General features: G+C 69.4%; 13 protein-coding genes, 1 tRNA gene and 3 pseudogenes. 8 read left to right on the top strand and 9 right to left on the bottom strand.

Features of this window, described 5'->3' with window-relative positions; translation table 11 throughout:
* Positions 1-1,643 precede the first annotated feature (1,643 nt).
* Both QQG74_RS29400 and QQG74_RS29405 read left to right on the top strand, forming a co-directional pair.
* Positions 1,644-2,011, top strand: a pseudogene (locus tag QQG74_RS29400) (type II toxin-antitoxin system RelE/ParE family toxin).
* Positions 2,008-2,325, top strand: coding sequence for a helix-turn-helix transcriptional regulator (locus QQG74_RS29405; RefSeq protein WP_341717890.1), 318 nt, complete (start codon positions 2,008-2,010; stop codon positions 2,323-2,325). Before QQG74_RS29400 ends, QQG74_RS29405 begins: the two are co-directional and overlap by 4 nt.
* Before the next feature lie 510 nt (positions 2,326-2,835).
* Here QQG74_RS29405 and QQG74_RS29410 read toward each other — a convergent pair.
* The 4 genes and pseudogenes from QQG74_RS29410 to QQG74_RS29425 form a co-directional block, all read right to left on the bottom strand.
* Positions 2,836-3,138 carry a hypothetical protein gene (locus QQG74_RS29410; RefSeq protein ID WP_341717891.1) on the bottom strand — a complete coding sequence of 101 codons (303 nt, stop codon included), beginning with the start codon at positions 3,136-3,138 and terminating at the stop codon, positions 2,836-2,838.
* A gap of 245 nt (positions 3,139-3,383) precedes the next feature.
* A pseudogene (locus tag QQG74_RS29415) lies at positions 3,384-8,226 on the bottom strand (polymorphic toxin-type HINT domain-containing protein); the annotation flags it as partial.
* 127 nt (positions 8,227-8,353) lie between these two features.
* Positions 8,354-8,657: pseudogene (locus QQG74_RS29420) on the bottom strand (hypothetical protein); the annotation flags it as partial.
* A 283-nt stretch (positions 8,658-8,940) separates the two neighbouring features.
* On the bottom strand, positions 8,941-10,710 hold the full coding sequence (locus QQG74_RS29425) for an NAD-binding protein (protein ID WP_341717892.1): 1,770 nt from the start codon (positions 10,708-10,710) through the stop codon (positions 8,941-8,943).
* A 101-nt stretch (positions 10,711-10,811) separates the two neighbouring features.
* Between QQG74_RS29425 and QQG74_RS29430 the strand changes: the two genes are divergently transcribed.
* Together QQG74_RS29430 and QQG74_RS29435 are read left to right on the top strand one after the other, a co-directional pair.
* Positions 10,812-11,297 carry an MSMEG_6728 family protein gene (locus QQG74_RS29430; RefSeq protein WP_341721434.1) on the top strand — a complete coding sequence of 162 codons (486 nt, stop codon included), beginning with the start codon at positions 10,812-10,814 and terminating at the stop codon, positions 11,295-11,297.
* 84 nt (positions 11,298-11,381) lie between these two features.
* Complete coding sequence (locus QQG74_RS29435) at positions 11,382-12,908, top strand: FAD-dependent oxidoreductase (RefSeq protein ID WP_341717893.1); 1,527 nt, start codon at positions 11,382-11,384, stop codon at positions 12,906-12,908.
* Positions 12,909-13,212: 304 nt separating this feature from the next.
* On the opposite strand, the gene QQG74_RS29440 is transcribed toward QQG74_RS29435, so the two are convergent.
* A complete protein-coding gene (locus QQG74_RS29440; RefSeq protein ID WP_341717894.1) occupies positions 13,213-13,836 on the bottom strand; it encodes a TetR/AcrR family transcriptional regulator in 624 nt (207 codons plus the stop codon).
* 60 nt (positions 13,837-13,896) lie between these two features.
* Here QQG74_RS29440 and QQG74_RS29445 point away from each other — a divergent pair, with 60 nt between their 5' ends.
* Positions 13,897-14,451: a peroxiredoxin-like family protein gene (locus QQG74_RS29445; protein WP_341717895.1), complete on the top strand. Its 555-nt coding sequence runs from the start codon at positions 13,897-13,899 to the stop codon at positions 14,449-14,451.
* 109 nt (positions 14,452-14,560) lie between these two features.
* On the opposite strand, the gene QQG74_RS29450 is transcribed toward QQG74_RS29445, so the two are convergent.
* Both QQG74_RS29450 and QQG74_RS29455 read right to left on the bottom strand, forming a co-directional pair.
* Entirely contained in the window at positions 14,561-15,325 is a 765-nt protein-coding gene (locus QQG74_RS29450) for an enoyl-CoA hydratase/isomerase family protein (RefSeq protein WP_341721435.1), read from the bottom strand.
* Between the two features lie 146 nt (positions 15,326-15,471).
* Positions 15,472-15,548, bottom strand: a tRNA-Thr gene (locus QQG74_RS29455).
* A 322-nt stretch (positions 15,549-15,870) separates the two neighbouring features.
* Here QQG74_RS29455 and ugpC point away from each other — a divergent pair.
* Complete coding sequence (ugpC, locus tag QQG74_RS29460) at positions 15,871-16,962, top strand: sn-glycerol-3-phosphate ABC transporter ATP-binding protein UgpC (protein WP_341717896.1); 1,092 nt, start codon at positions 15,871-15,873, stop codon at positions 16,960-16,962.
* A gap of 183 nt (positions 16,963-17,145) precedes the next feature.
* Here ugpC and rlmB read toward each other — a convergent pair whose 3' ends face one another.
* Positions 17,146-18,270 (bottom strand): 23S rRNA (guanosine(2251)-2'-O)-methyltransferase RlmB, encoded by a 1,125-nt coding sequence (gene rlmB, locus QQG74_RS29465; protein WP_341717897.1) that lies wholly within the window; start codon positions 18,268-18,270, stop codon positions 17,146-17,148.
* Positions 18,270-19,685: a cysteine--tRNA ligase gene (gene cysS, locus QQG74_RS29470; protein ID WP_341717898.1), complete on the bottom strand. Its 1,416-nt coding sequence runs from the start codon at positions 19,683-19,685 to the stop codon at positions 18,270-18,272. The genes rlmB and cysS overlap by 1 nt, the downstream gene beginning before the upstream one ends.
* 192 nt (positions 19,686-19,877) lie before the next feature.
* Between cysS and QQG74_RS29475 the strand changes: the two genes are divergently transcribed.
* Both QQG74_RS29475 and QQG74_RS29480 read left to right on the top strand, forming a co-directional pair.
* Positions 19,878-20,516, top strand: coding sequence for a helix-turn-helix domain-containing protein (locus QQG74_RS29475; RefSeq protein ID WP_341721436.1), 639 nt, complete (start codon positions 19,878-19,880; stop codon positions 20,514-20,516).
* Positions 20,517-20,721: 205 nt separating this feature from the next.
* Positions 20,722-21,750 carry a hypothetical protein gene (locus QQG74_RS29480; protein ID WP_341717899.1) on the top strand — a complete coding sequence of 343 codons (1,029 nt, stop codon included), beginning with the start codon at positions 20,722-20,724 and terminating at the stop codon, positions 21,748-21,750.
* The last annotated feature ends 31 nt before the right edge of the window (positions 21,751-21,781 follow it).

A 21,781-nucleotide genomic window follows, 5' to 3' on the forward strand; every position in this document is an offset into this window, starting at 1 on the left:
GTCCTGTGCAATTCCTCCGAACGCGGAGCTCTGAATCAAGTCGTGTAATACAGGCAGCACAGCCTGCCGACCAACTTCCCGGTGTATGCGAGCGAGGTGCCCCAGGCACGTGATTGCCAATGATCGCACCCGCATTTCCATGTCATCGTCTGCAACCACACCTAACAAGATACTTTCAACCCAAGCACGATCCGGGTCATGGTATGTGAGGGACAGTAAAGCATCAGTCGCCTCCGCGAGACCACTACCATGAACGTCGGCGAGCATCGCTGCACGCCAGGCGGGGTCAGGTTGCGCTGGATCCATCAACGGATGTTCCCCTTACGATCGACAAGCCCGCCTCGGCGTAACGCGTTCTGCATGTCAACATGCAGATCACCCCACGGTTTGACATGGCCATGCCAAATGTTGTTTACCCCGCCGGCGCCGTCACACCCGCATGCTGCTTGGCGTGTCCGGTCGAGTACGACAATTCCACCGCTATCCCTATCAACTCCGACGCGCCTGGGCGACGTACCCTTTACCTGGACCGAATTCTCTAAGGCAGCCTGACCATTTGTCGGCTCAGCACTGTTCATTCCGCGCGAAGTGCCGCGAGCGGTGGCCCCGCGCTTTCCGCCAGCCTCGTAAATGTCTCCGCCGCAGTTATGCACCAATACCGGCGTGGTGCCGGCCACCACATAGTACGTGTGGGATTTTCACCCCGTCACGCAATGCGACTTGAGTTCTCGCCTCATCGGCATGCCTCACATCAGAGCCCACCATCTGGCAATTCCGGAGAGGTTAGGTACTCCGTTGGCCCCTTCCCATCTTCCCAGAAAACCCAAAGGCGCATACATTTTGGGCAATGCAAAACAATTCTCGCCAACCCGAAGAGGTGGGAGCTATCGAGATCCACATCGAACTCACGACGAGACAGCAAGAGCAGGCTGTCGTCGGGATCGTCATCCCTTAGGATCGTCCCGCACACACAAATCATCTTGGCCACCACTACCCGCCCATAAATTCCAGGCCACCGATCGGCTGCTTGCCCCAGCTTCCGATCATCCCATTGACTCTTCCCAGCGCATTGCCGAACTGGCCTGCCGACAGGCCCGTGCCGCTAAGGTCAACAATGACGCCACCCCCATTCACCTGGGAATGTTTCTTGGCAACATTGGTCAGGACGTTGTTGATGGATCGGCTTGTTGGCGAATAGACATCCCAGGCACACCATCCACCAGCAGATCGCTAGTCATTCCTCCTGATCTTGTGCCAACCGGATCACGAAGAACAACGTTACCTCCACGAGCCGCCAGGTGCTGCGCAGCCGCAACCTCAGATGCGGACGGATTCGCTGCCGACACTCGGAGAGATCCCAAATTTGGGCCAGCGATTACCCCTTCCCCACAGTTGTGTACGAGTACGGGGGTGTTGCCCGCGATCACATAGTACGTGTGGCATGTTCGCGGGCCAGCACGGAGCTTAGCTGTTGGGACTGCGGATTTGACCTGCGGTTTTGTGGCAGCCTTCTGCCGGCGCCGATGCGCCCCAAGGAAGTTGACGGCTACCGTGACGGCAACCCGGAGAGACGGCCACGCACCGCAGGCACCGACGGCCGTGTGCACTCAACCACCAGGTTTACTGTTCGCTATACTCATCGGGTGGCAACCGGCGAGTGGGAGATGCATCTCGTAGACGAGGTAAGGGACTGGATCGACAGCCTTGATCCAGTAGCCCATGCACGTGTCGTGCAGGCCCTCGACCTGCTCGCCGAGGCGCCGGTCCAGGGCTCGGCCGACCGCTGGTCGACACGATCCACGGCTCGACGATCGCCAACCTCAAGGAGCTACGCCCCGGCAGCGTACGCATCCTGTTCGCGTTCGACCCCTGGCGTTGCAGCATCCTGCTCGTCGCCGGCGACAAGGCCGGACGCTGGAACCAGTGGTACACCGAAGCCATCCCGCTGGCCGAGCTCCGCTACGAGACGTACCTGAAAGAACGCACCGAGGAAGAAGGCGGCACGCCATGAGCAGCTACACGCGGTGGAGCGACATCCGCAGCGACCACGTCGAGCGGGCCGGCGGCCAGGAAGCGGTCGACGCAGGCAAACAGGAACTGCTCGCGACGATCGTCGGGCACCGGCTCGCCGAGATCCGCCGCACCCGAGGACTGACCCAGCAGCAGGTCGCCGAACGCATGGGCGTGACCAAAGGACGCGTCTCCCAGATCGAACAGGGCAAAATCTCCGGCCAAGACGTCCTCGCCCGCTACGCCGCCGCCATCGGCGGACGCCTCCACCAGGCCATCTACTTCGACGACGGCAACATCGCCGCCATCGCATAACGGGAGCGTTCGGATCCCCGGGAGCAGTTAACCCGGAACAGGCTGGTCCAAATCTGCTCTACATAATCAAGAGCGGCCCGGCTGACGCCGGGCCGCGCGCACGCGCTACAGCCGTCCCGGCCCCGCGCGCACGCGCCCACGCAAAAGACCACCCGAACCCGCCAGACGCAGCCAGCCACCGGCGCGGCAGCAAGCAGTCATCGAGACACCAGGCCGCGACGATCCCTTCACCGAGCAAGCGCCGCCATGGCTTCCGGGGATCGACGCCGCGACGCTTCGCGCCGCGCCACCGGACGTCCTACCCTCATCGTCAAGGTAGGACGGATTACATCTATACATGTATATGCATGATCACCGATTGACAGCATCGCTGACAGCAACCCCGACGAACAGCCATGACCACCAGCGCACGACGGAGTGGCACCAATACGCTTGGTAGTAGCGCCACTCCGCCTGCAATTGCGCTATCGATCACCGCACGCAAGGCAGTCTTGTGCCTTCTGTTGTCCGTTAGCCGACCGCCTCATCGCCAATCGCGCGAAGGACATCCGCAAGCCAGACAAGCCCGTAGCCAAGCACCCTTGATTCATCCTCCAGCATCCCGGAGAGGTTTTCCCACGACTCGGAGATTTGCCCGATCGTAAGGTCACGTGGCTCGTTATACACGTCGTATCGCGCCGACTCCGGAATCGACCAGAAGTAATCTTTCGCGATCGAAAGCTCCGCGCCCGACCTTCCAGCTACGTGGGACACGAGCAGCTCAAACACCTGTCGCAACTGGTCTACGGACACCCGCACCACTGGTTCTGACATCAGCACATCCCGCCTAGCCTTTTGAGATTATCGACCTGCTTGTTGAAGCCGTCGATCTCTTTCTGTAGGTGCTTGATTCGACCGTCGATAATACGCTGCCGGATCTCTGGCGTCGGCGCATTCTTGAGACGACCTTCGTTGTCGAAGGCGTCTGGGTTAGCGCGGTAGGCATCCAACTTCGCCTGGTGTTCAGCGGAGCGCGCTTGCAGCGACCTCAGCGACCTTTGCTGCTCGGGTGTAAGCCCGCCATCGTTGTGCACGAGCACCGGCGTGTTGCCGGCCAGCACATAGTACGTGTGGATGTCTGCGACGGTGAGGTTGTAGGCGGTGCCCTGCTGGACGGTGTTCCAGTCGACTCCCGTGACGGTGAGGGTCGCCCCGTTGGCCGTGTGCAGCAGGTCGCCAGGGTCGAGATCCTGACTGTCCTGCCACTGCTGGTCGGTCACGTTCCAGAACGGGTGGTCCTCCGTGGTGGTGACTTCCCCGCCACTCACCTTCAGATCGACGAGCTGGTCCTCGTGGACCCACAGGTGGGTCACCTCTCGGGCGCCTTCCTCCCCCGTTTCGGGGTCGGTGGCCAGGACAACGTCGCCGACCTCGACATCCTCGATCGGCTTCTTGCTGCCGTCCGCCATCACGACTTCGGTGTCACCGCTGAAGCTGCGGAAGCCACAGGCACCCCCAGCACCACCACCACGGGCCGCCGATCGCGCTCCGGCACCTGCCATACCCACCGACGTGCGCAGCCCTGCCCCACCGGCAAGGCCGAAGGCCCCTGCACCGAGGGCTGGCAGGAGAACCGCACCACCTGCGCCCAGCACACCGCCGACGGCCCCACCGAGGACGGCTTCGCCAGCGAGCTGCAAGAAGCTTTCCTCGTCGGCGTCCAGGCTGTTGGTGGTCAATGAGGCGACATAGCCGCCGACGAACCCGCCGATCGCTGCGCACCCGACGGCACCCACACCGAAGCTGCCGGCGGTGCAGGCTCCGCCGACGATGACACCGGCGGCGACACCGGCCACCGCGCCCACTGCCCCGGCGTTACGGCACCAGAAGCTGGACTGGCACTCCCGCTGCTTGCGTTCTCTTTCGGCGCGTTCGTTGCTGGCCTGCCGGAACGCCTCGCGCTGCTGCTGACAGCTGGATCCACAAGCTGGGGGAACGTACTTCTTGATGATCTTGATTTCGTTCTTGCCGGAGGAAGTGGTGGTGACGTGAGCGCGGTCCCCGGTGTCCTCGTTGTTCTCCGTGAAGTACAGGCCGGTGGGATCGGCATTGTCGATCGGGTTGTTCCCGCCGTACTGGTACCCGTTGTACTGAGCGGGGCTGTCCGCGACCAGGACCGGGTCCACCGAGATGAACCGGCCGAGCGTCTGGTCGTACTGTCGGGCACCGACGTTGGTCAGACCGGTGGGGTCGATGTCCCCACCGACGAAGCCCTTGTTGTTCACCCAAACCGGGTTCGCGCCGCGCGGCGCACCGTACGGAGTTTGACGGCGGATCGAAACCGCCTGCGTGCCGGCGTTCACCGCGACCTGCTGGGTGCCCTGATGATCGTTGAAGAGCCAGGTCAGGTCCGTGCTCGCCGAACCGCCCGTGCGGGATGCGCAGACGTTGCCGGCGAAGCTGTAGTAGCGGGTGCCGGTGTTGACGCTGCCTTCCCGGCGGATCTCCTGCCCCGGCAGGTAGAGAGTCGTGCCACCGCTGTCCCGACGGATGATCCTGGTGCCGTTCGGGTCGTAGATGTTGGTCTCGATGGTCTGGCCGCCAGCTGAGACGGTGGTCAGCTTGCCCTCGGCGTCCCAGCCCAGGGTCTGACTGTTGGTGCCGGTGCCACAGTCGTTCGCGGCGGTGCCGGTCGGCCGGCAGATGGTGTTCCCGGCGCCGTCGTAGGCGTAGGTGTTGACGACGTTGCTCTGGCCGGGCGCCTCGGTCGTCATCGCGGTGACGGCGTGTGGGCGTACCGCGTCCTGGCCGCCGGTCGGCACCGCGTAGGTGCGGGTGGTGTCGCCACCGGCGGTGTGGCTGGTCTCGGTCAGGCGGGAGTTGGTGGTGTTGAAGGTCCAGTCGTGCCAGTACGGCGCCGGACCCCCCAGGTTGGCCACGCTGGGATCGGTCTGGCAGTCCACTCCGGACTTCGGGGTCCACGCCGTGCTGAGCCGGCCCAGCGGATCCTGCCGGAAGCACTGGGTTTCGGCCTGGCCGATCTGCGGCTTCTCCTCGATCGAGGTGATGTTGCCGCTGTCGTCGTAGGTGTAGTTGCGGTCGGAGACGGTGCCGACGGTGGTTTCCCGCTGCACGGTGGTGCGGTCGATGCGACGGGTGGCTTCGTCGCGGTAGACGGTGTCCTGAGTCCACACGCCGCCGGGCATCTTGTAGATCGAGCCGTTGCGTTCGCCGTAGGCGGTGTAGCTGGCGGTGGCCATCGTGCCGGCTGCTCCGGTGAGGCTGGTGTCCAGCCGGACGGGCATTCCGGTGGTGTCGTCGTATTCGGTGGTTACCTGCTCGGTGACCAGCCCACCACCGGACGGGTAGGAAATCGACGTCGGGGCACCGGTCGCCGCCGAATAACCGTAGGCGTAGATGTAGGTGCCGCTCAGGCCGGTCTCGTTGGTGGGGATGACGTAGTTGACACCCTTGGGCTGGTAGCGGCCGTCGAAGCTGCGCACCTGCCACCGGTAGGCGTTGGTGCTGCCGGCCGGGTCGTAGCGGATCGCCTGAGTGAGCTGGCCCTTGAAGCCGCTCTGCCCGGAGTAGAGCGTGTCGTACTTCCACTCGGCACGCAGCGCTCCGGTGGCGGAGTCGTCCCGCAGCTCCTTCTTCCGACCCAGCTCGTCGTAGCCGTACCAGAGCACCTCACCGCGGGCGTCGGTGGTCTTGACCAGGTCGTTCTCGTCGTTGAAGGTGCTGGTCGTCGTCCCCTTGTCGGGGTCGGTCGTACGCCACAGGCGGCCCTTGGCGTCGTACTCGTTGACCCACCGGTTTCCCGCCGGGTCGACGGTCCTGACCAACTGGCCCTTGCGGTTGTAGACGTACTGGGTCTCCTGGTAAGCCCCATCGACACCAGCCGTGGTGGTGTGCTGGCGCAGCCCCACGACGCGGCCCTCGCTGTCGGTCACCGTCGTGGTCGGGGTGCCGCCCTTCGGTGGGGTGACCTTGGTCAGGTCGCCCTCGTGGTCGGTGACGGTACGCCACTTCTCCACCAGGTTCGTTTCTCCGTCCCCGGCGAGGAAGATCGCGTTCGTGGGGCGAGACGCCCGGTCGAACACCGTCTTGGAGACGGCGGGGAGAGACCATTCCGGCTCCCACCACAACGTGCCGGAAGGTGCCCCGGGCTCGGCGTGTGCCCCATAGGCGGTCGCGGCGCGGCCGAGACTGTCGTAGATCGTGTCGGTGACCACCCGGTTTCCAGTGCCGTCCACCGCCGGACTCTGGGTCTGCCGGGAGCGCAACAACCCGTCGAGGATCTCGTACGAGCTGACGTAATTGCCGTTCGCGTTCAGCGCCTGCGTCCTGACGAACGGATAGGCGTTGCGGCTCGCGGCGAAGGTGTAGGTGTACTGCGCGGATGGGGTGTTCGGGTTGGCCGCCTTGGTCCAGCCCAGCCCCCACACCTTGCTGACGCGGCCGAGTGCGTCGTACTCGACGTCCGAGACGATCCTGTTGTTGGGATCAGTGGCCTTGACGGTCGAGCCCCAGTAGGGGTTGGTTTCCACGGACGAGGTCCAGCTGAACGGCGCAGGGCCCGTCGTGGTCACCTTCGTGACCGGGCCCCCCACCGCCGGCGTATAGGCGGTCTTGGTGACGTTGCCCTTGATGTCGGTCGCGCTAACCGGCCGACCGGCGGAGTCATAGTTGCCCTGTGACACCACCTGCCACACCGTGCCGGTGCTGGGGGCCCAGTCCTTGAGCTGCTCGCTCTTGGTCACCAACCCGAACGTCGGCGCGGTGTCGACGCTGCTGGCCCCGTCGTAATAGGTCCGTGCGTCGGAAATGACGTCATCGACGGAGGTCGGATTGGTGCCTGCGTCCGTTCAGGTTCATCATCGCGTTTTCCGACCGCCAACACAGGTCACCGGTGTCCCTGGTGTTGTTCGCGCCGCCCTTCTTCCGGTCCTCCGCACACGGCACATACCGCCGCTCGATGAACCCCGGCGAGTAGTCGAAACCCTCACCGATCCACGACGGCTGGTTGTTCGTCACCTCGGATCGGCCATCCACGGCTGCCGACGAGTACGCCAGCGCGACCGATGGCTCCGGGCCAGTCGCCGGCGGCGTACGCAGCGGATAGTTCCACGAGAAGTCGCCGGAGGACCCGCCCGACGACCAGGTCGACGACGGTGCCAGGCTGGTGGCGGTGAAGTCACCGTCCGCGCCCGAGCCCGCCGCCGCCAAGGCGAGGAGGGAACCGCTGGGCTGGGATGTCGTCTCACCCGACAGGCGTGCCCGCTCCACGGATGAGGTCGCGGTGGGGATGGCGGTCACCTCGGCGGTGGCCACTCCCGCACCGAGGTCATTCGTGGTGGGAAGTGGCACCGATCGGCATTCCGGTGCATCGGGCGTGGACAACGCGCATTCCGGGACCTGCCACAGCCGCAGCCGCGACGCCCAGGACCCACCCACCGCGTGCCGGAACGAACTGTAATCCACCGACACTTTTGCCTTGCCGGCAGCGACCCCGACCGGCGTCGAGACTTTCAGCATCAGGCCGTCACGCCATCTGGCCGGCACCGATTCCCGATCCAACACCTGCACATCCACGCCGGTGACGCGCGCATCGGCCGTACCGCCGCCGCGGGCGACCCAGACCGGCAGAGCACCCGCCCTGACTCCCCGGCCAGCCCCGCTCGACGAATCGAGCCTCACCCGGGCGCTACTCGCCGCCGGCCACGCCGGCTTCGGCACCGGTGTCTCCTGCATCAGCTTCTGCGCCCACGCCCGACCCGACACTGGGCCACCGTGCGAATCGAGCTTCTCCACTAGCGGCCGCGCCGGCTCCGCCCTCGGGACAGCGGCCTCGGCCGGTACGCCGACCAGCAGCGACGCTGCCACGGGGACGACCGTCAGGCCGGCGATCCACCGGCGCAGGCGGCCAGCGCGATAAGGATTCCGTCGTGGCTGCCGCAGAACGTGGGCAGGTTGTGCAGATATCATGCTTTCTCCCGGTAAGACAGCCGCACGGAGTATCGGGTTCACCTGAATGTCGGCCTGCCCTCGTGGCTCGCACCACCAGGTCCACATCGGAGAGCACGTTCGGGTAGGTCAGTGAGTCCTCCGACAGCGTCGGTACCGGCAACGCCCCTGGCCACGACAACGTGACCGTCCGCCCGGCCCGGCAGCGCGGTCACCTCGGCGAACTCTGTTCGAGAGTCGTCCACCACCACCGGCTGCCCGCATTAGATCGCCAGCGCACTCGCCTCGACCTCCGTGCTGGCGACCTCTGGGCACTCTGGTGCCGCCGCAGCCACCGGCTCGGGTGCTGGCACACCGATCACCCCGACAGCCACCACAGCCGTCATCCCAGCGGATAACCCACGCTGCCACCGAACGCCCACGACACGCACCCCCGACAGAGAGCAAGCAGTGGCAGAGACAGTAGGGCTACGGCCTCAGTTGAGTTGCCCCGTGCCGAAGGTGACGACGCAGCCACCCACAGCTAATGATCAAAATTGATCGATCTGAAGCTAGTTCGACGTCGATGAATCACTCAAGGTGATCAAGAACGGTTCGATGACTTTCTATATGTGATCTGGGGCACACTTTCCCCCAAGCTCTGTCGCCACTGACCGACGCGCGGTTGGTTCAGCTGCGAGGTTCGGGCAGCACCGGATCAGGGTCGGGCGGGGGTGGGGCGGCCCGGCGGAGCAGGGCATTCAACCCGGCCCGCCGGGCCACCACGGTCAACCGGTCCCCGGCCGCGATCGGCTGACGCCGCTCCGGCGTCCAGTCGTACCGCTGGCCCGGCCGGGCATGCGCGAGCAGACGCACGCTGCCCGTCCGACTGACCGCGCCGAGCGGACGACCCTCCAGGGCCGAACCAGCGGCCACCGCGATCTCGGTGACCAGCAGGGCGTGCCGGCCAACCGGAATGGTGGCGATCACCGCCCGGTCCAACAGCGCGGCGGCGAACGACGGCGCGGCCAGATAGGAGACGCTACGCGAGGTGCCGATGCCGAAGGCCCGCTGCACCCGCTCGGCGAAGTCACCGTCGAAGAGTCGCAGCACCACCCGCAGTTCGTCGTTGATGGTCCGACCGTTGAGCGCCGCCCGCAGGTTGGCCCCGTCATCGGTGGAGACCACGACCAGCGCCTGGCAGGTGGCCACCGAGGCGGCGCGTAACGTCTCCTCCTGCGCCGCGTCCCCCACCACCAGCGGTACGCCCAGCCGCCGGGCCAGCCCGGCACCCCGGGCGTCCCGGTTCTTGTCGATCGCCACCACCTCGACGCCGAAGTCGTTGAGCTGGGCCATCACCCGGGTGCCGATGTTGCCCAGCCCCACCACCACGACGTGCCCGGAGCGCTCGGGCAGGATCCGCCCGGTGTGCAGGGCCAGCCGGGCGTTTACCACGCCGTCGACCACCACCGCCGTGATCAACGGGATCAACGCCAGCCCGGCGAGGTTGAGCAGCACCTGCATGACCTGTTCGGCACCGCCCCTGTCGGTGTCCGGATCCTGCCCGGTGAGGGTGGTGACCAGGGTCAGGTACACCGCGTCGGCCAGATTGACCTCGGCCGCGTAGGCGTACAGCCCGCCCAGCGCGCCCACCACGGCGAGCAGCAGGATCACCGCGATGCCGATCTTGCGGGTGGCGAAGCTGCGGATCGCCCGCAGCACCAGCGCCAGCGGTCGGCGACGTCGCCGGGCGCGGGCCAGCCGACGGGCGGCCAACTCGGCGCCGGCCGGTCGGCCCGCCGCCTCGGCGAGCACCACGTCCGCCTCGCGATCGTTCGCCGGCAGCACCAGGTCCTGCTGGGCATCGCGGGTGTCGGCCACCCCGCAGACGACCTCGCTGGGGCGTACGTCGTCGCGGCGGGCCAGATAGAGGGTGCGTCCGCCGTGCCGGAAGTGGGTGGGCGCCACCTCGCCGAGCGCGGCGGCGACGAAGGCCGGCGCGGCCATCGACGTGTCCGAGAGGACCGACGAGTCCGGAAAGATCTGCCGGACCCCGTTGGCCAGGCCGGTGTTGAACATCCGCACCACCAGTCGCAGCCGGGGCTCGACCTCCTGGGCGCAGAGCGCGGCGTGCATGTTGCCCACGTCGTCCTGGTGCAGCAGGGCCAACCCCGCCGCCCCGGCCAGCCCGGCCCGGCGGAAGGCGAACTCGTCCAGCCGGTCGGTCCGGATCACCTCGACGCCGGGCAGGTCACGGCCGTCCGGCCCGGGAGAGCGCCGACGCTCGGGCACGATCAGCGTGATCCGCAGTCGCCCGGCCTGCGTCTCACCGGCGCGCAGCGCCCGCACCACCCAGTAGGCGAGTGGATCCTGCCCGCAGATGACGTAGTGCGCCCGCTCACCGTTGGACCGCAGCCGGCGGCCGGCCCGCAGGGCCCGATCGAGCAGCGGCTCCGCCATGCCCGCATGGTAATCACCGGGTCGTACCTCCGCAGTCCCCCAATGATCATGAAAGTCGCTCGTCCGGCATGTCCGCGCCGGTGACGGGTACGGCACCCGGCATGCAGACGTTCCTGCCGTACCCGGACTTCCTGGCCAGCGCGCGGGCCCTCGACCAACGGCGGCTGGGCAAGCAGCGGGTCGAGGCGATCCAGGTGCTGCGCGGGCTGACCTGGCCCGGCTACGGCTGGCGACACCACCCGGCGGTGAAGATGTGGACCGGGTACGAGGAGGCCCTGACCCGCTACGGGCTGGACGTCTGCGCGGTCTGGTGCGCGACCGGCCGGGCCGACACCTGTGCCGCGACGCTCGCCGCCGACCTCGCCGCCGCCCGTGGCATCGAACAGGTCCGGTCCCAGCAGGAACTGGCCGTGGCCGGTGAACTGCCGCCCTGGCTCGGCCGCGAGGACCTGCACCTGAGCCACCGCTCGTCACTGCTGCGCAAGGATCCCGCCCACTACCGTCCGATCTTCGGCCCCGACGTCCCCGACGACCTGGAATACGTCTGGCCCCCCTCCGACCGGATGCAAGGAAGGGCCCCTTATTAACACCACCACCACCCGCACATCGCAGAAGAGCGCCGGGCGGCGCCGCGGTGCAGACTAGGGAGGGTCGAGGCCGGGAGGTACGGGGTGGCGCTGTCGCAGGTGGTCGGCCGGCTCATCGGCGTACGCCCACACCAGGTGAACCCGGGCGGCGGTGGCGTGGCCCGGGTGCCGCAGCCGGTCACCGCAGTGGTCGTCGGCGGCGGGATCGCCGGCATGTCCGCGGCCGTGGTCCTCGCCGAACGGGGTGTCGAGGTGACCGTGCTGGAGGCCGAGCCGACGCTCGGCGGCCGACTCGGTGCCTGGCCGGAGCGGCTCGGGGACGGCAGCAGCCAGCTCAACGAGCACGGCTTTCACGCGTTCTTCCGGCAGTACTACAACTGGCGGAACATCCTGCGCCGGATCGATCCGGCGCTGCGCTTCCTGCGCCCGGTGCCGGGTTACCCGGTGCTCAGCGCCCGATGGCCGACCGAGGAGTTCGGGCGGCTGCCACCCGCACCACCGGCGAACCTGCTCACCCTGCTGGCCCGCAGCCCCAGCATGCGGCTGCGCGACCTGCGCGGCATGGACCGGGACGCCGCCCTGCCGCTGCTGGCCTACCATCCGGTACGCACCTACGCCGAGTTCGACCACGCCACCGCCGACGAGTTGCTCACCTCGCTCCGGCTGCCGGACCGGGCCCGGGCGATGCTCTTCGAGGTCTTCTCCCACTCGTTCTTCAACCACGAGGCGGAGATGTCGGCCGCCGAGATGATCGCCCAGTTCCACTTCTATCTACTCGGCAATCCGGAAGGGCTGGCCTTCGACTGCCCCGACGAGGATTACGCCACCGCCATCTGGGCACCGCTGACCCGGCACGTCGAGCGGCACGGCGGTCGGGTGGTCACCGGTGCCCCGGCGACCGCGTTGCACCGGGACCCGGCCGGCTGGCGGGTGGCGACCGCCGAGCGGGCGTACCGGGCCGGGCACGTCGTGCTCGCGGTCGACCCGCCGGCACTCGCCGCGCTGGTCGCGGCCTCACCCGGGCTGGCCGACACCGCGCCGGAACTGGTGGCGGCGATGCCCGGGTACGGTCGGCCCGGCCCGCCGTACGCGGTGGCCCGTTACTGGTGTGACGGGGACGTCGACCCCGAGCGCGCGATCTTCAGCGGGGTGTCCCGCCAGGCGACCCTGGACTCGGTGACGCTGTACCACCGGCTGGAGCACGAGTCGCGGCGCTGGGCGGAGCGCACCGGCGGCTCGGTCGTCGAACTGCACGCGTACGCCTGCGAGCCGGGCGTGCCCGCGACGGAGCTGGCCGAACGGATGCGCGCCGAGCTGATCGGGCTCTGGCCGGAGGCGGGCCGGCTGCGGGTGCGTGAACTACGCGCCCGGGTGGAGGCGAAGGCCCCGGCCTTCACCCCGGGCAGCCACGCGCGGCGGCCCGGGGTACGCACCGAGGTCGACGGGCTCTACCTGGCCGGCGACGGGATCCGCACCGACTTCCCCAGCGCCCTGATGGAGCGGGCGGCGGCCACCGGCATCCTCGCGGCGAACCACATCCTGCGCTCGGCGGGTGCCGCCACCGAACCGCTGCGTTCCATCCGGCCGCGCGGCCTGCTCGCCCGCCGCTGACCCGACGCGACCCGGCTGGCGCTTGACCCCAGCGGCTGGAGCCGCGCCGGACGGCTGGGACCTCGCCGGACGGCTGGGACCTCGCCGGACGGCTGGGACCTCGCCGCGCGGCCTGGACCTCGCCGGACGGCTGGGACCTCGCCGGACGGCTGGGACCTCGCCGCGCGGCCTGGAGCCGCGCCGGACGGGCTGGGACCTCGCCGCGCGGCTGGGGCAGGCTGGAGCCGCGCCGGGCAACCGGCAGGCTGGAGCCGCGCCGGGCGGGCTGGGTCGCGTCCGCTGGTTGGTCAGCGGGGTGGGTTGGTCAGCGGGGTGGGTTGGTCAGGCCGCGCAGGATCAGGGCCAGACCGCCGTCGAACTCGGCGTCCGGGTCGACCTGGCGGGCGGTGCGGGCGGTGTCGGCGAGGTGCGGGAACGCCTCCGGCGGGAGCTCGGCCAGTACCTCGGTGCCGCGCCCGGCGAGCGGACCCAGATGTTCCAGCTGGATCGCGCCGAGCAGGTAGCTGAGCAGCCCACGCAGGGCGACCACCCGTTGCGCACCGGTGAGCCCGGCCTCGGTCAACAGCCCGAGCAGCGTCTCCGTCCAGCGCAGCACGGCCCGGGAGCGGTGCCGATGCACAGGGACCAGGGCCGCCGTCGCCGGGTGGGCGGCGACGGCCGCGCGCATCCGCCGCACCATGACGGTGACGCGGTCGGCCCAGGGCAGGCCCGGATCGGGCGGTTGGTTGTCGACCCCGTCGAGCACCCGCTCCACGACCAGCCGTTCCAGCTCGCCGCGATCGTCGACGTAGCGGTAGAGGGCCATCGCGCTCATCGACAGCTCGGTGGCGACCGCCCGCATGGTGAACCCGGCGAGCCCGTCGCGGTCGATCACGGTCAACGCCGCCGAGGCGATCTGGTCGGGAGTCAGCGAGCGGGGCCGAGGCATGGCCTTGACACCCTACTGCACTCTCGTAGGTATACGTTGTACGCCTACAAGGAGAGCCCAATGCGATCCCAATCGATCGTGAGCACCCGGACGCTCACGCCCGTCAACGCCGGACCGGTCGAGTTACCCGACCCGCACCGGCTGGTCCACCTCCAGTTCCGCCGGTTCGCCGGCTGCCCGGTGTGCAACCTGCACCTGCGCTCGGTGGTAACCCGGCACGCCGAGATCGAGGCGGCGGGCGTACGAGAGGTGGTGCTCTTCCATTCACCCGCCGACGAGTTGCGCGAGCACGTCGCGGAGCTGCCGGTCGCCGTGGTCGCCGACCCGGACAAGCGGCTCTACCGGGAGTTCGGGGTCGAGTCGGGACGCCGGTCGCTGCTGGACCCCCGGGCCTGGCTGCCGATCCTCCGCGCGGTGCTGACCGGCGTGTGGCACGTGCTGCGCGGGCGCGAGAAGCTACCCGCCAGCACGCCGCACGGCGGGCGACTCGGCCTGCCCGCCGACTTCCTGATCGCCCCGGACGGGCGGATCGTCGCCGCCCACCATGGCCAGCACGCCTACGACCAATGGTCGGTCGACACCCTGCTGGCGCTGGCCGGCTCGCACCGGCACTGACGCCCGGAGCCGGGACTGCCCACCTGGCGCTGGCCGGCTCGCACCGGCACTGACGCCCGGTGCCGGGACTGCCCACCAGAAGCGACGCGCACTCCCGGCACCACCGGGATCACTCGGGGCGGGTCCAGGCGAAGCGCGGCGGGCGACGTTCGTGGAACGCGGCGACACCCTCCTGGGCCTCGCCGCTGTCCCGCATCTGCCGGTACCACCAGGCGACCCGGTCGTCGTCCGCGCGGCCGTCGACGATCTCCTTCGCGGCGGCGACGCTCAGCTGCGAACGGTCCGCGATGGTGCGGGTGAGCCCGGCGACCCGGGCAGTCAGCTCGGCGTCGGGCAGCACCTCGTCGACCAGGCCGATCCGCAGCGCGCGACCGGCATCCACCAGGTCGCCGGTGAACAGCAGGTACTTGGTCGCCGCCGGGCCCACCAGCCGGGCCAGCCGGCGGGTGGTGGGTGCCGCATAGACCACCCCGAGCCGGGCCGGCGGTACGCCGAACCTCGCGCCCTCGGCGGCGATCCGCAGATCGCAGGCGACGGCGAGCTGGCAGCCGCCGCCGACACAGGCCCCCTGGATGGCGGCCACGGTCGGCTTGGCGAAGGCGGCGAGCCGTTCCTCGGCCGCGACCGCGATGCCGAGGTCGTCGGTGAGCAACTCGTCCGGGGAGCCCAGATCCGCACCGGCGCAGAAGGTCCCCTCGGCGCCGGTGAGCACGAGGACGCGTACCGCCGGATCGGCCTCCAAGCCGTCGAGCAGCACCGGCAGTTGTCGCCACATGGCCGGGGTGAGGGCATTGCGCCGGTCCGGGTTACGGATCACCACGGTGGCCACCGGACCCGTCACCTCGACCGTCAGCTCGGCGTCCGCCAAGACCACCGTCACCGCCCCTCCGACCGGCCGGCTCACGACTTCGTACCGGCGTTGGCCGCGAGGTTAGCCTGCCCGCCGCCCACCGCTGACTGGGCCGGTGGGCGGTGGCGTCATCTCGCCGTGTCCGCTCGGTGTGCCGTGCGTGTTACGGATGGAGCCCCCGGCCGGGATCGAACCGGCGACATCCCGCTTACAAGGCGGGTGCTCTGGCCAGCTGAGCTACAGGGGCGCTGTGCCGTGGTCAGCATAGCGACCGACGTCCGCTTTTCCCGCTCGGCAGGGGTCCCGAGCACGGGAAACGTCAACAAGCTGACCTGTGAGCGTCGATTCGTGTTCGAGCGTGCCCGAGTGACCGGTATGCGAATGCTTCTGATCCCATCAACGGTCCCGCATCTTGGCAGCGCGGCAAAAGCCGTTTACCGTGCAGTGACACGGACGACATGGGCTGGCCCCTGGCGGCCGTGGCGCCGGCACGGGCCCCTTCGTGCCGGTCGCTCCTTCACTCGGATCGTCCGGCACGTTCCTGCCGGTGAAAGGAAGCGTCTCCCCTCATGGCTACGGTCACCTACGCGAAGGCGTCCCGGATCTACCCGGGCACCGAACGCCCCGCCGTCAACCAGCTCGACCTCCAGATCGGCGACGGCGAGTTCCTCGTCCTGGTCGGCCCCTCCGGTTGTGGTAAGTCCACCAGCCTGCGCATGCTCGCCGGCCTGGAGGACGTTGACGACGGCGCGATCTACATCGACGACCGGGACGTCACCCACCTGCCGCCGAAGTCCCGCGACATCGCGATGGTCTTCCAGAACTACGCGCTCTACCCGCACATGACGGTGTACGAGAACATGGCGTTCGCGCTCAAGCTGCGCAAGACCTCGAAGTCCGAGATCGACCGGCGGGTCAAGGAGGCGGCGGCGCTGCTCCAGTTGGAGGAGTACCTCAGCCGCAAGCCCAAGGCGCTCTCCGGCGGTCAGCGCCAGCGGGTCGCGATGGGCCGGGCCATCGTCCGGGAGCCCCAGGTCTTCCTGATGGACGAGCCGCTGTCGAACCTCGACGCCAAGCTCCGGGTGCAGACCCGTACCCAGATCGCCTCGCTTCAGGCCAAGCTCGGCGTCACCACCGTCTACGTCACCCACGACCAGGTCGAGGCCATGACCATGGGTCACCGGGTGGCGGTCATGCTCGACGGCGTGCTCCAGCAGGTGGACACCCCCCGGGCGCTCTACGACACCCCGGCCAACGTCTTCGTCGCCGGCTTCATGGGCTCGCCCGCCATGAACATCAAGACCGTCCCGCTCACCGAGCAGGGCGCGGCGTTCGCCGAGCTCCACGTGCCGCTGACCCGCGAGCAGACCGAGGCGGCAAACGCCGAGGGCGGCGACGGCAAGGTGACCGTCGGCTTCCGTCCGGAGGACTGCGACATCGTCGGTGCGAGCGAGGGCGGCATGCCGCTCGTCGTCGAGCTGGTCGAGGACCTCGGCTCGGACGCCAACGTCTACGGCCACGCCGCGCTGGACGGTGCCTCCGAGCGGTTCGTCGTGCGGACCGACCGGCGGCACATGCCGAACATGGGCGACACGGTCTTCGTGAAGCCGCGTACCGGCCGCAGCCACGTCTTCCACTCCGCCACCGGCCAGCGGATCTGACCTAGCAGGGAAGAAGGGGGCGGCCCACCGGCCGCCCCCTTCTTTCGTGTCCCTGCCGCCCGGTCCCGTAGCCCAGCGGCGCCCGACAGCCCAGCGGCGCCCGACAGCCCAGCGGCGCCCGACAGCCCGGCAGCCCAGCCCCTCGGCGGCCAGCGACCCAGCAGCCCAACGAACCCCGGCGGCTCAGCCCTCGGCGGCCCGGCGGCGAGCCACCTCGGCGAGGGTGACCGCAGCAGCCACGCTCGCGTTAAGCGACTCCACCTCGGAGACCATCGGGATGCTGACGGTCAGGTCGCAGGTCTGCCCGACCAGCCGGGACAGCCCTCGGCCCTCCGAGCCGACCACCACGACCAGCGGACCGACCGCAGCCTCCAGGTCGTACAGGTCGGTGTCGCCGTCGGCGTCCAGGCCGACAAGCATGAAGCCGGCGTCCCGACAGGCCTTCAACGACCGGGTCAGGTTGGTGACCTGAGCCACCGGGATCCGGGCCGCCGCGCCGGCACTGGTCCGCCAGGCGGTCGCGGTGATCCCGGCCGCCCGCCGCTCCGGTACGAAGACGCCCTGCGCGCCGAACGCGGCAGCCGACCGGATCACCGCGCCCAGATTGCGCGGGTCGGTCACCCCGTCCAGCGCCACCAGCAGCGGCGCCGGCTGTTCCAGCGCGGCGGCGACCAGATCCTCGAACGGCTCGTACGCGAACGGCGGCACCTGGAGACCGACGCCCTGGTGCAGCACGCCCCCGGTCATCCGGTCCAACTCGGCGCGGCTGATCTCCAGGATGGCGATGCCCCGGTCGGCCGCGGTCCGGACGGTCTCCTTCACCCGGTCGTCGACGTCGATGCCTTGGGCCGTGTAGAGCGCGGTGGCCGGCACGTGGGCGCGCAGCGCCTCCAGTACCGGGTTACGGCCGACCAGCAGCTCGGGTGCGTCCTTCGCCGGGTTGGACTTGCGCCCCGGCGCGACCCGGGGTCCGCCCCGCGCGGCGGGTTGCCGGCCGCGGACCGGCTTGCCTGTCGCGGTGGTGCCCCGACCGCCGCCCTTGCCCCAGGTGGTGTCCTTGCTGCCGGGCTTGCCGATCTTCGGGGCACGCCCCTCCTCGGCCGCCGCCCGACGTTCCTTCTCCTGCTTCCAGGCGGTGCGCTGGGGCAGCTTCTCCGTGCCGGAGTACCCCTTGTGCCAGGGCCGTTCGTCGGCGGGCAGGGTCCGTCCACGTCCGGCGAGGGAATCCCGGTTCTTACCACCGGACCCCTTCGGGGCACCTGCCTTGGACGTGGTCCGCCGGCCACGGCGTTGCGAATTGCCGGCCATCAGTCATGCTCTCCAATTGTCCAGCGCGGGCCCTGTGGGGTGTCCTCGACCACCACGCCGGCCCGCTTGAGCTGATCCCGTAGCGCGTCGGCGGCGGCCCAGTCCTTGCGGACCCGGGCCTGCGCACGCTGTTCCAGGGCCAGGGCGACCAGGGAGTCCACCACACCACGGAGGTCACTCGTCCGGGCCCCACCGGTCCACGCCGGGTCGAGGGGGTCGACGCCGAGGATATCCAGCATCATGCGCACACTGCCGAGCGCCGTGCGTACGGTCACATCGTCGCCGCCGGCCAGCGCGTTGTTGCCGTCGCGCAGCACCTCGTGCAGGACGGCCAGTGCGGCCGAGGTGTTCAGGTCGTCGTCCATCGCCGCGGCGAACCCGGCCGGCAGTTCACCGAGCTGACCGGCGCCCACCCGCTCGACCGCGCGCTGCACGAAACCCTCGATCCGCCGGTACGCGACGGCCGCCTCGCGCAGCGCCTCCTCGGAGTAGTCGATCCGGGAGCGGTAGTGCGCGGCGACGTAGTAGTAGCGCAGCTCGACCGGGCGAACCCCGAGCGAGGCGACGTAGGCGAGGTCGAGGGCGTTGCCCAGCGACTTGCCCATCTTGGTCCCGCCGATGCCGAGCAGACCATGGTGCACCCAGTACCGGGCAAAGGGCAGGTCGGCGGCCTGGGACTGGGCCACCTCGTTCTCGTGGTGCGGGAAGATCAGGTCGAGCCCGCCGCCGTGGATGTCGAACTCGGCACCGAGGTAACGCCAGCACATCGCCGAGCACTCGATGTGCCAGCCCGGACGGCCCCGCCCCCACGGCGACGGCCAGTAGGCGTCCGCCGGCTCGTCCGGTTTGGCGCCTTTCCAGAGCGCGAAGTCGCGCGGGTCCCGCTTGCCGCGCTCGGGGGCGTCGCACGCGGACTGCATGTCGTCGGGCGACTGGTGGGAGAGCGCGCCGTAGGCCGGCCACGAGCGCACGTCGAAGTACACGTCGCCGGAGTCGTCGGTGGCCGGGTAGGCGTGCCCCCGCTCGATCAACCGGGCGATCAGTTCGTGCATCTCGGGGATGTGTCCGGTGGCCCGCGGCTCGTAGGTCGGCGGCAGCACGTTCAACGCCCGGTACGCCGCGGCAAGCGTCAGCTCGTTGCCGTACGCGATCGACCAGAACGGTCGATCCTGCTCCTGCGCCTTGACCAGGATCTTGTCGTCGATGTCGGTAACGTTGCGGATGAAGGTGACCTCGTAGCCGGCGGCCAGCAGCCAGCGACGCAGCACGTCATAGTTGACGCCGGAGCGAAGGTGGCCGATGTGCGGCGGCGCCTGCAGGGTGAGCCCACACAGGTAGACCCCCACCTTGCCGGCTTCCCGCGGAACGAAGTCCCGCACCGATCGGGTGGCGGTGTCATACAGGCGTAGCGTCACCGTACAAGGGTAGCCGTCCGTGGTTTCCCCGGTCCGCCGGAGCCGGGTCGTACGCTGCTGGTCGTGAATTCCCCACCGGCCTTCGACGCCGACCCGGAACCCGCCGCCCGCCGTGCTGAGCCGGGGCCGTCCGCCGCGCCCGGCGATGCGGCGGCGGCACCCGCCACCACCCGTGGCGCGCCGGGGCCACCCGTGACGGCCGGTGGTGAGACGGCGCAGACGTTGGATCGCGGCCTGCGGCTGTTGCATCTGGTCGCGGACGCGCCGGGTGGGCTGACCGTCACCGAGGCGGCGAGCCGGTTGGGCATCGGGCGGGCAGCCGTCTACCGGCTGGTCGCGCCGTTGGCCGGGCACGGCCTGCTGCGCCGCGACAACGCCGGCCGGCTCCGCCTCGGCGCGGGCGTGCTGCACCTGGCGCGGCGTGCCCAGCCACTGCTGGCCGAGGGGGCGCTTCCCGCACTGCGGCGACTCGCCGAACAGGCCGGGGCCACCGCCCATCTCACCGTGGTCGAGGGCGGCGAAGGCGTCGCGCTGGCGGTGGTCGAGCCGAGTTGGACGTCGTTTCACGTGGCGTATCGGACCGGTGCCCGGCATCCGCTGGAACGCGGCGCGGCCGGCCAGGCCATCCTGGCTGGCCGGACCGGCGACGCCGGCCCGGTCAGCACCGTCGGCGAGTTGCAACCCGGTGCGTACGGGGTGGCGGCACCGGTGCTCGGCGTGCCCGGCCTGGAGGCGAGCGTAGGAGTCGTCGCCCTGGCCCCGCTGGACACCGAGACAGTCGGCGCCCAGGTGCTGGCCGCCGCCACCGCCGTCGCCACCGCCCTGACCTGACCTGACCCGGGGGTGTGCTCCGTTCCGACGGAATGGCGGTATCCGTCGCCGTCGGATAGCGCTACTCCGTCGAAACGCAACCACCGCCGTGCCCGTACCACACGGGCGGGCAGAATGGTGGCTGTCCACAGGAGCGGCTGATCTTGGAGACGCTGGTTGTCCACAGGGGCCTCCCGGGGCCCGCGTCAGGCCGCACGGTGGAGACATGCCTCCTTCCCCACCCCGACCCGCCGCGCTCGCCGGGCAGGTGTTTCGCGGCTCCGAGGCGATCCGGGACCGCCTGCTGACCCGGCACCAGCTTCGTGGGGCGTCATGGGTCCGCCTGATGCACGACGTCTACGCCGACGCCCGTCTCGAGCGAGATCACGAGTTGCTCTGCCGGGCGGCCTCGCTACGGCTGCCACCCGACGTGATGGTGGCCGGGCCGTCAGCGGCCTACCTGCACGGCGTCGAGCACGCCGCATCGTTCACCGACGACGTGCACGTCCTCGCGCCCGTGCAACTGCGACTCGGTTCGCAGCGTCGCATTCGCGTGCACACCCTCGGTCCACGTCGTCCGCTGACCGTCGACGCCAGCGGGCCGCAGCATCCCGGGCCAGCCCAGGGCGCAGCCGAGCACTTCCCACTCCGAGCAGCCCCGACGCCCTCGGCGGGCGGTCCACTCACCGCTCTAGCCCAGCCGGATACGACGGCCAATCCATCCAGCGCGCTGCCCAGATCGAATGCGGTGCACGCCGCCTGGGAATGTGCGGTGTGGCTGGAGCCGGTCCGTGCTGTGAGCATCATCGACGCCCTGCTACGGCAGGACCTGGTCGACTGGACCGGGCTCGACGTCGTCGCCAGTGCGAACGCGACCCGGCCGGGCGGCCGGCGGGCGGTGTGGGTGTTCGGTCTGGCCGATCCGGGGGCGCAGTCCCCACCGGAGTCACAGCTACGGGTCCGGCTCGTACTGGCCGGGCTGCCCCGGCCGGTCACCCAGCATCCGGTGCGGTTGTCCAATGGACGGGTCCTGCACCCTGACCTGTCCTGGCCCGAACACCGGGTGGCCGTCGAGTACGACGGACTCTGGCACCGTGACCCCGACCAGATCCACCTCGATCGGCAACGGCTCAGCCAGCTGGTCGGGGCCGGCTGGCGGGTGCTGCACGTGACCAGTCGACGCCTGCACCGCGACTTTCCCGGGATACTGCGGGAGGTCAGGGCCGCCCTCGCCAACGCGGGATGGCGCCGATGATCCTCTCCGTACCGCCGGAATGGCGGCTACC

Origin of the sequence: Micromonospora sp. FIMYZ51 (genome assembly GCF_038246755.1) — a bacterium.
Classification (GTDB): Bacteria; Actinomycetota; Actinomycetes; order Mycobacteriales; family Micromonosporaceae; genus Micromonospora.

Excerpts from the sequence above, each read along its gene's own strand:
- QQG74_RS29405 (WP_341717890.1), top strand. The coding sequence starts at position 2,008 with ATGAGCAGCTACACGCGGTGGAGCGACATCCGCAGCGACCACGTCGAG.
- QQG74_RS29410 (WP_341717891.1), bottom strand. The coding sequence starts at position 3,138 with ATGTCAGAACCAGTGGTGCGGGTGTCCGTAGACCAGTTGCGACAGGTG.
- QQG74_RS29425 (WP_341717892.1), bottom strand. The coding sequence starts at position 10,710 with ATGGCGGAGCCGCTGCTCGATCGGGCCCTGCGGGCCGGCCGCCGGCTG.
- QQG74_RS29430 (WP_341721434.1), top strand. The coding sequence starts at position 10,812 with ATGCAGACGTTCCTGCCGTACCCGGACTTCCTGGCCAGCGCGCGGGCC.
- QQG74_RS29440 (WP_341717894.1), bottom strand. The coding sequence starts at position 13,836 with ATGCCTCGGCCCCGCTCGCTGACTCCCGACCAGATCGCCTCGGCGGCG.
- QQG74_RS29445 (WP_341717895.1), top strand. The coding sequence starts at position 13,897 with ATGCGATCCCAATCGATCGTGAGCACCCGGACGCTCACGCCCGTCAAC.
- ugpC (WP_341717896.1), top strand. The coding sequence starts at position 15,871 with ATGGCTACGGTCACCTACGCGAAGGCGTCCCGGATCTACCCGGGCACC.
- rlmB (WP_341717897.1), bottom strand. The coding sequence starts at position 18,270 with ATGGCCGGCAATTCGCAACGCCGTGGCCGGCGGACCACGTCCAAGGCA.
- QQG74_RS29480 (WP_341717899.1), top strand. The coding sequence starts at position 20,722 with ATGCCTCCTTCCCCACCCCGACCCGCCGCGCTCGCCGGGCAGGTGTTT.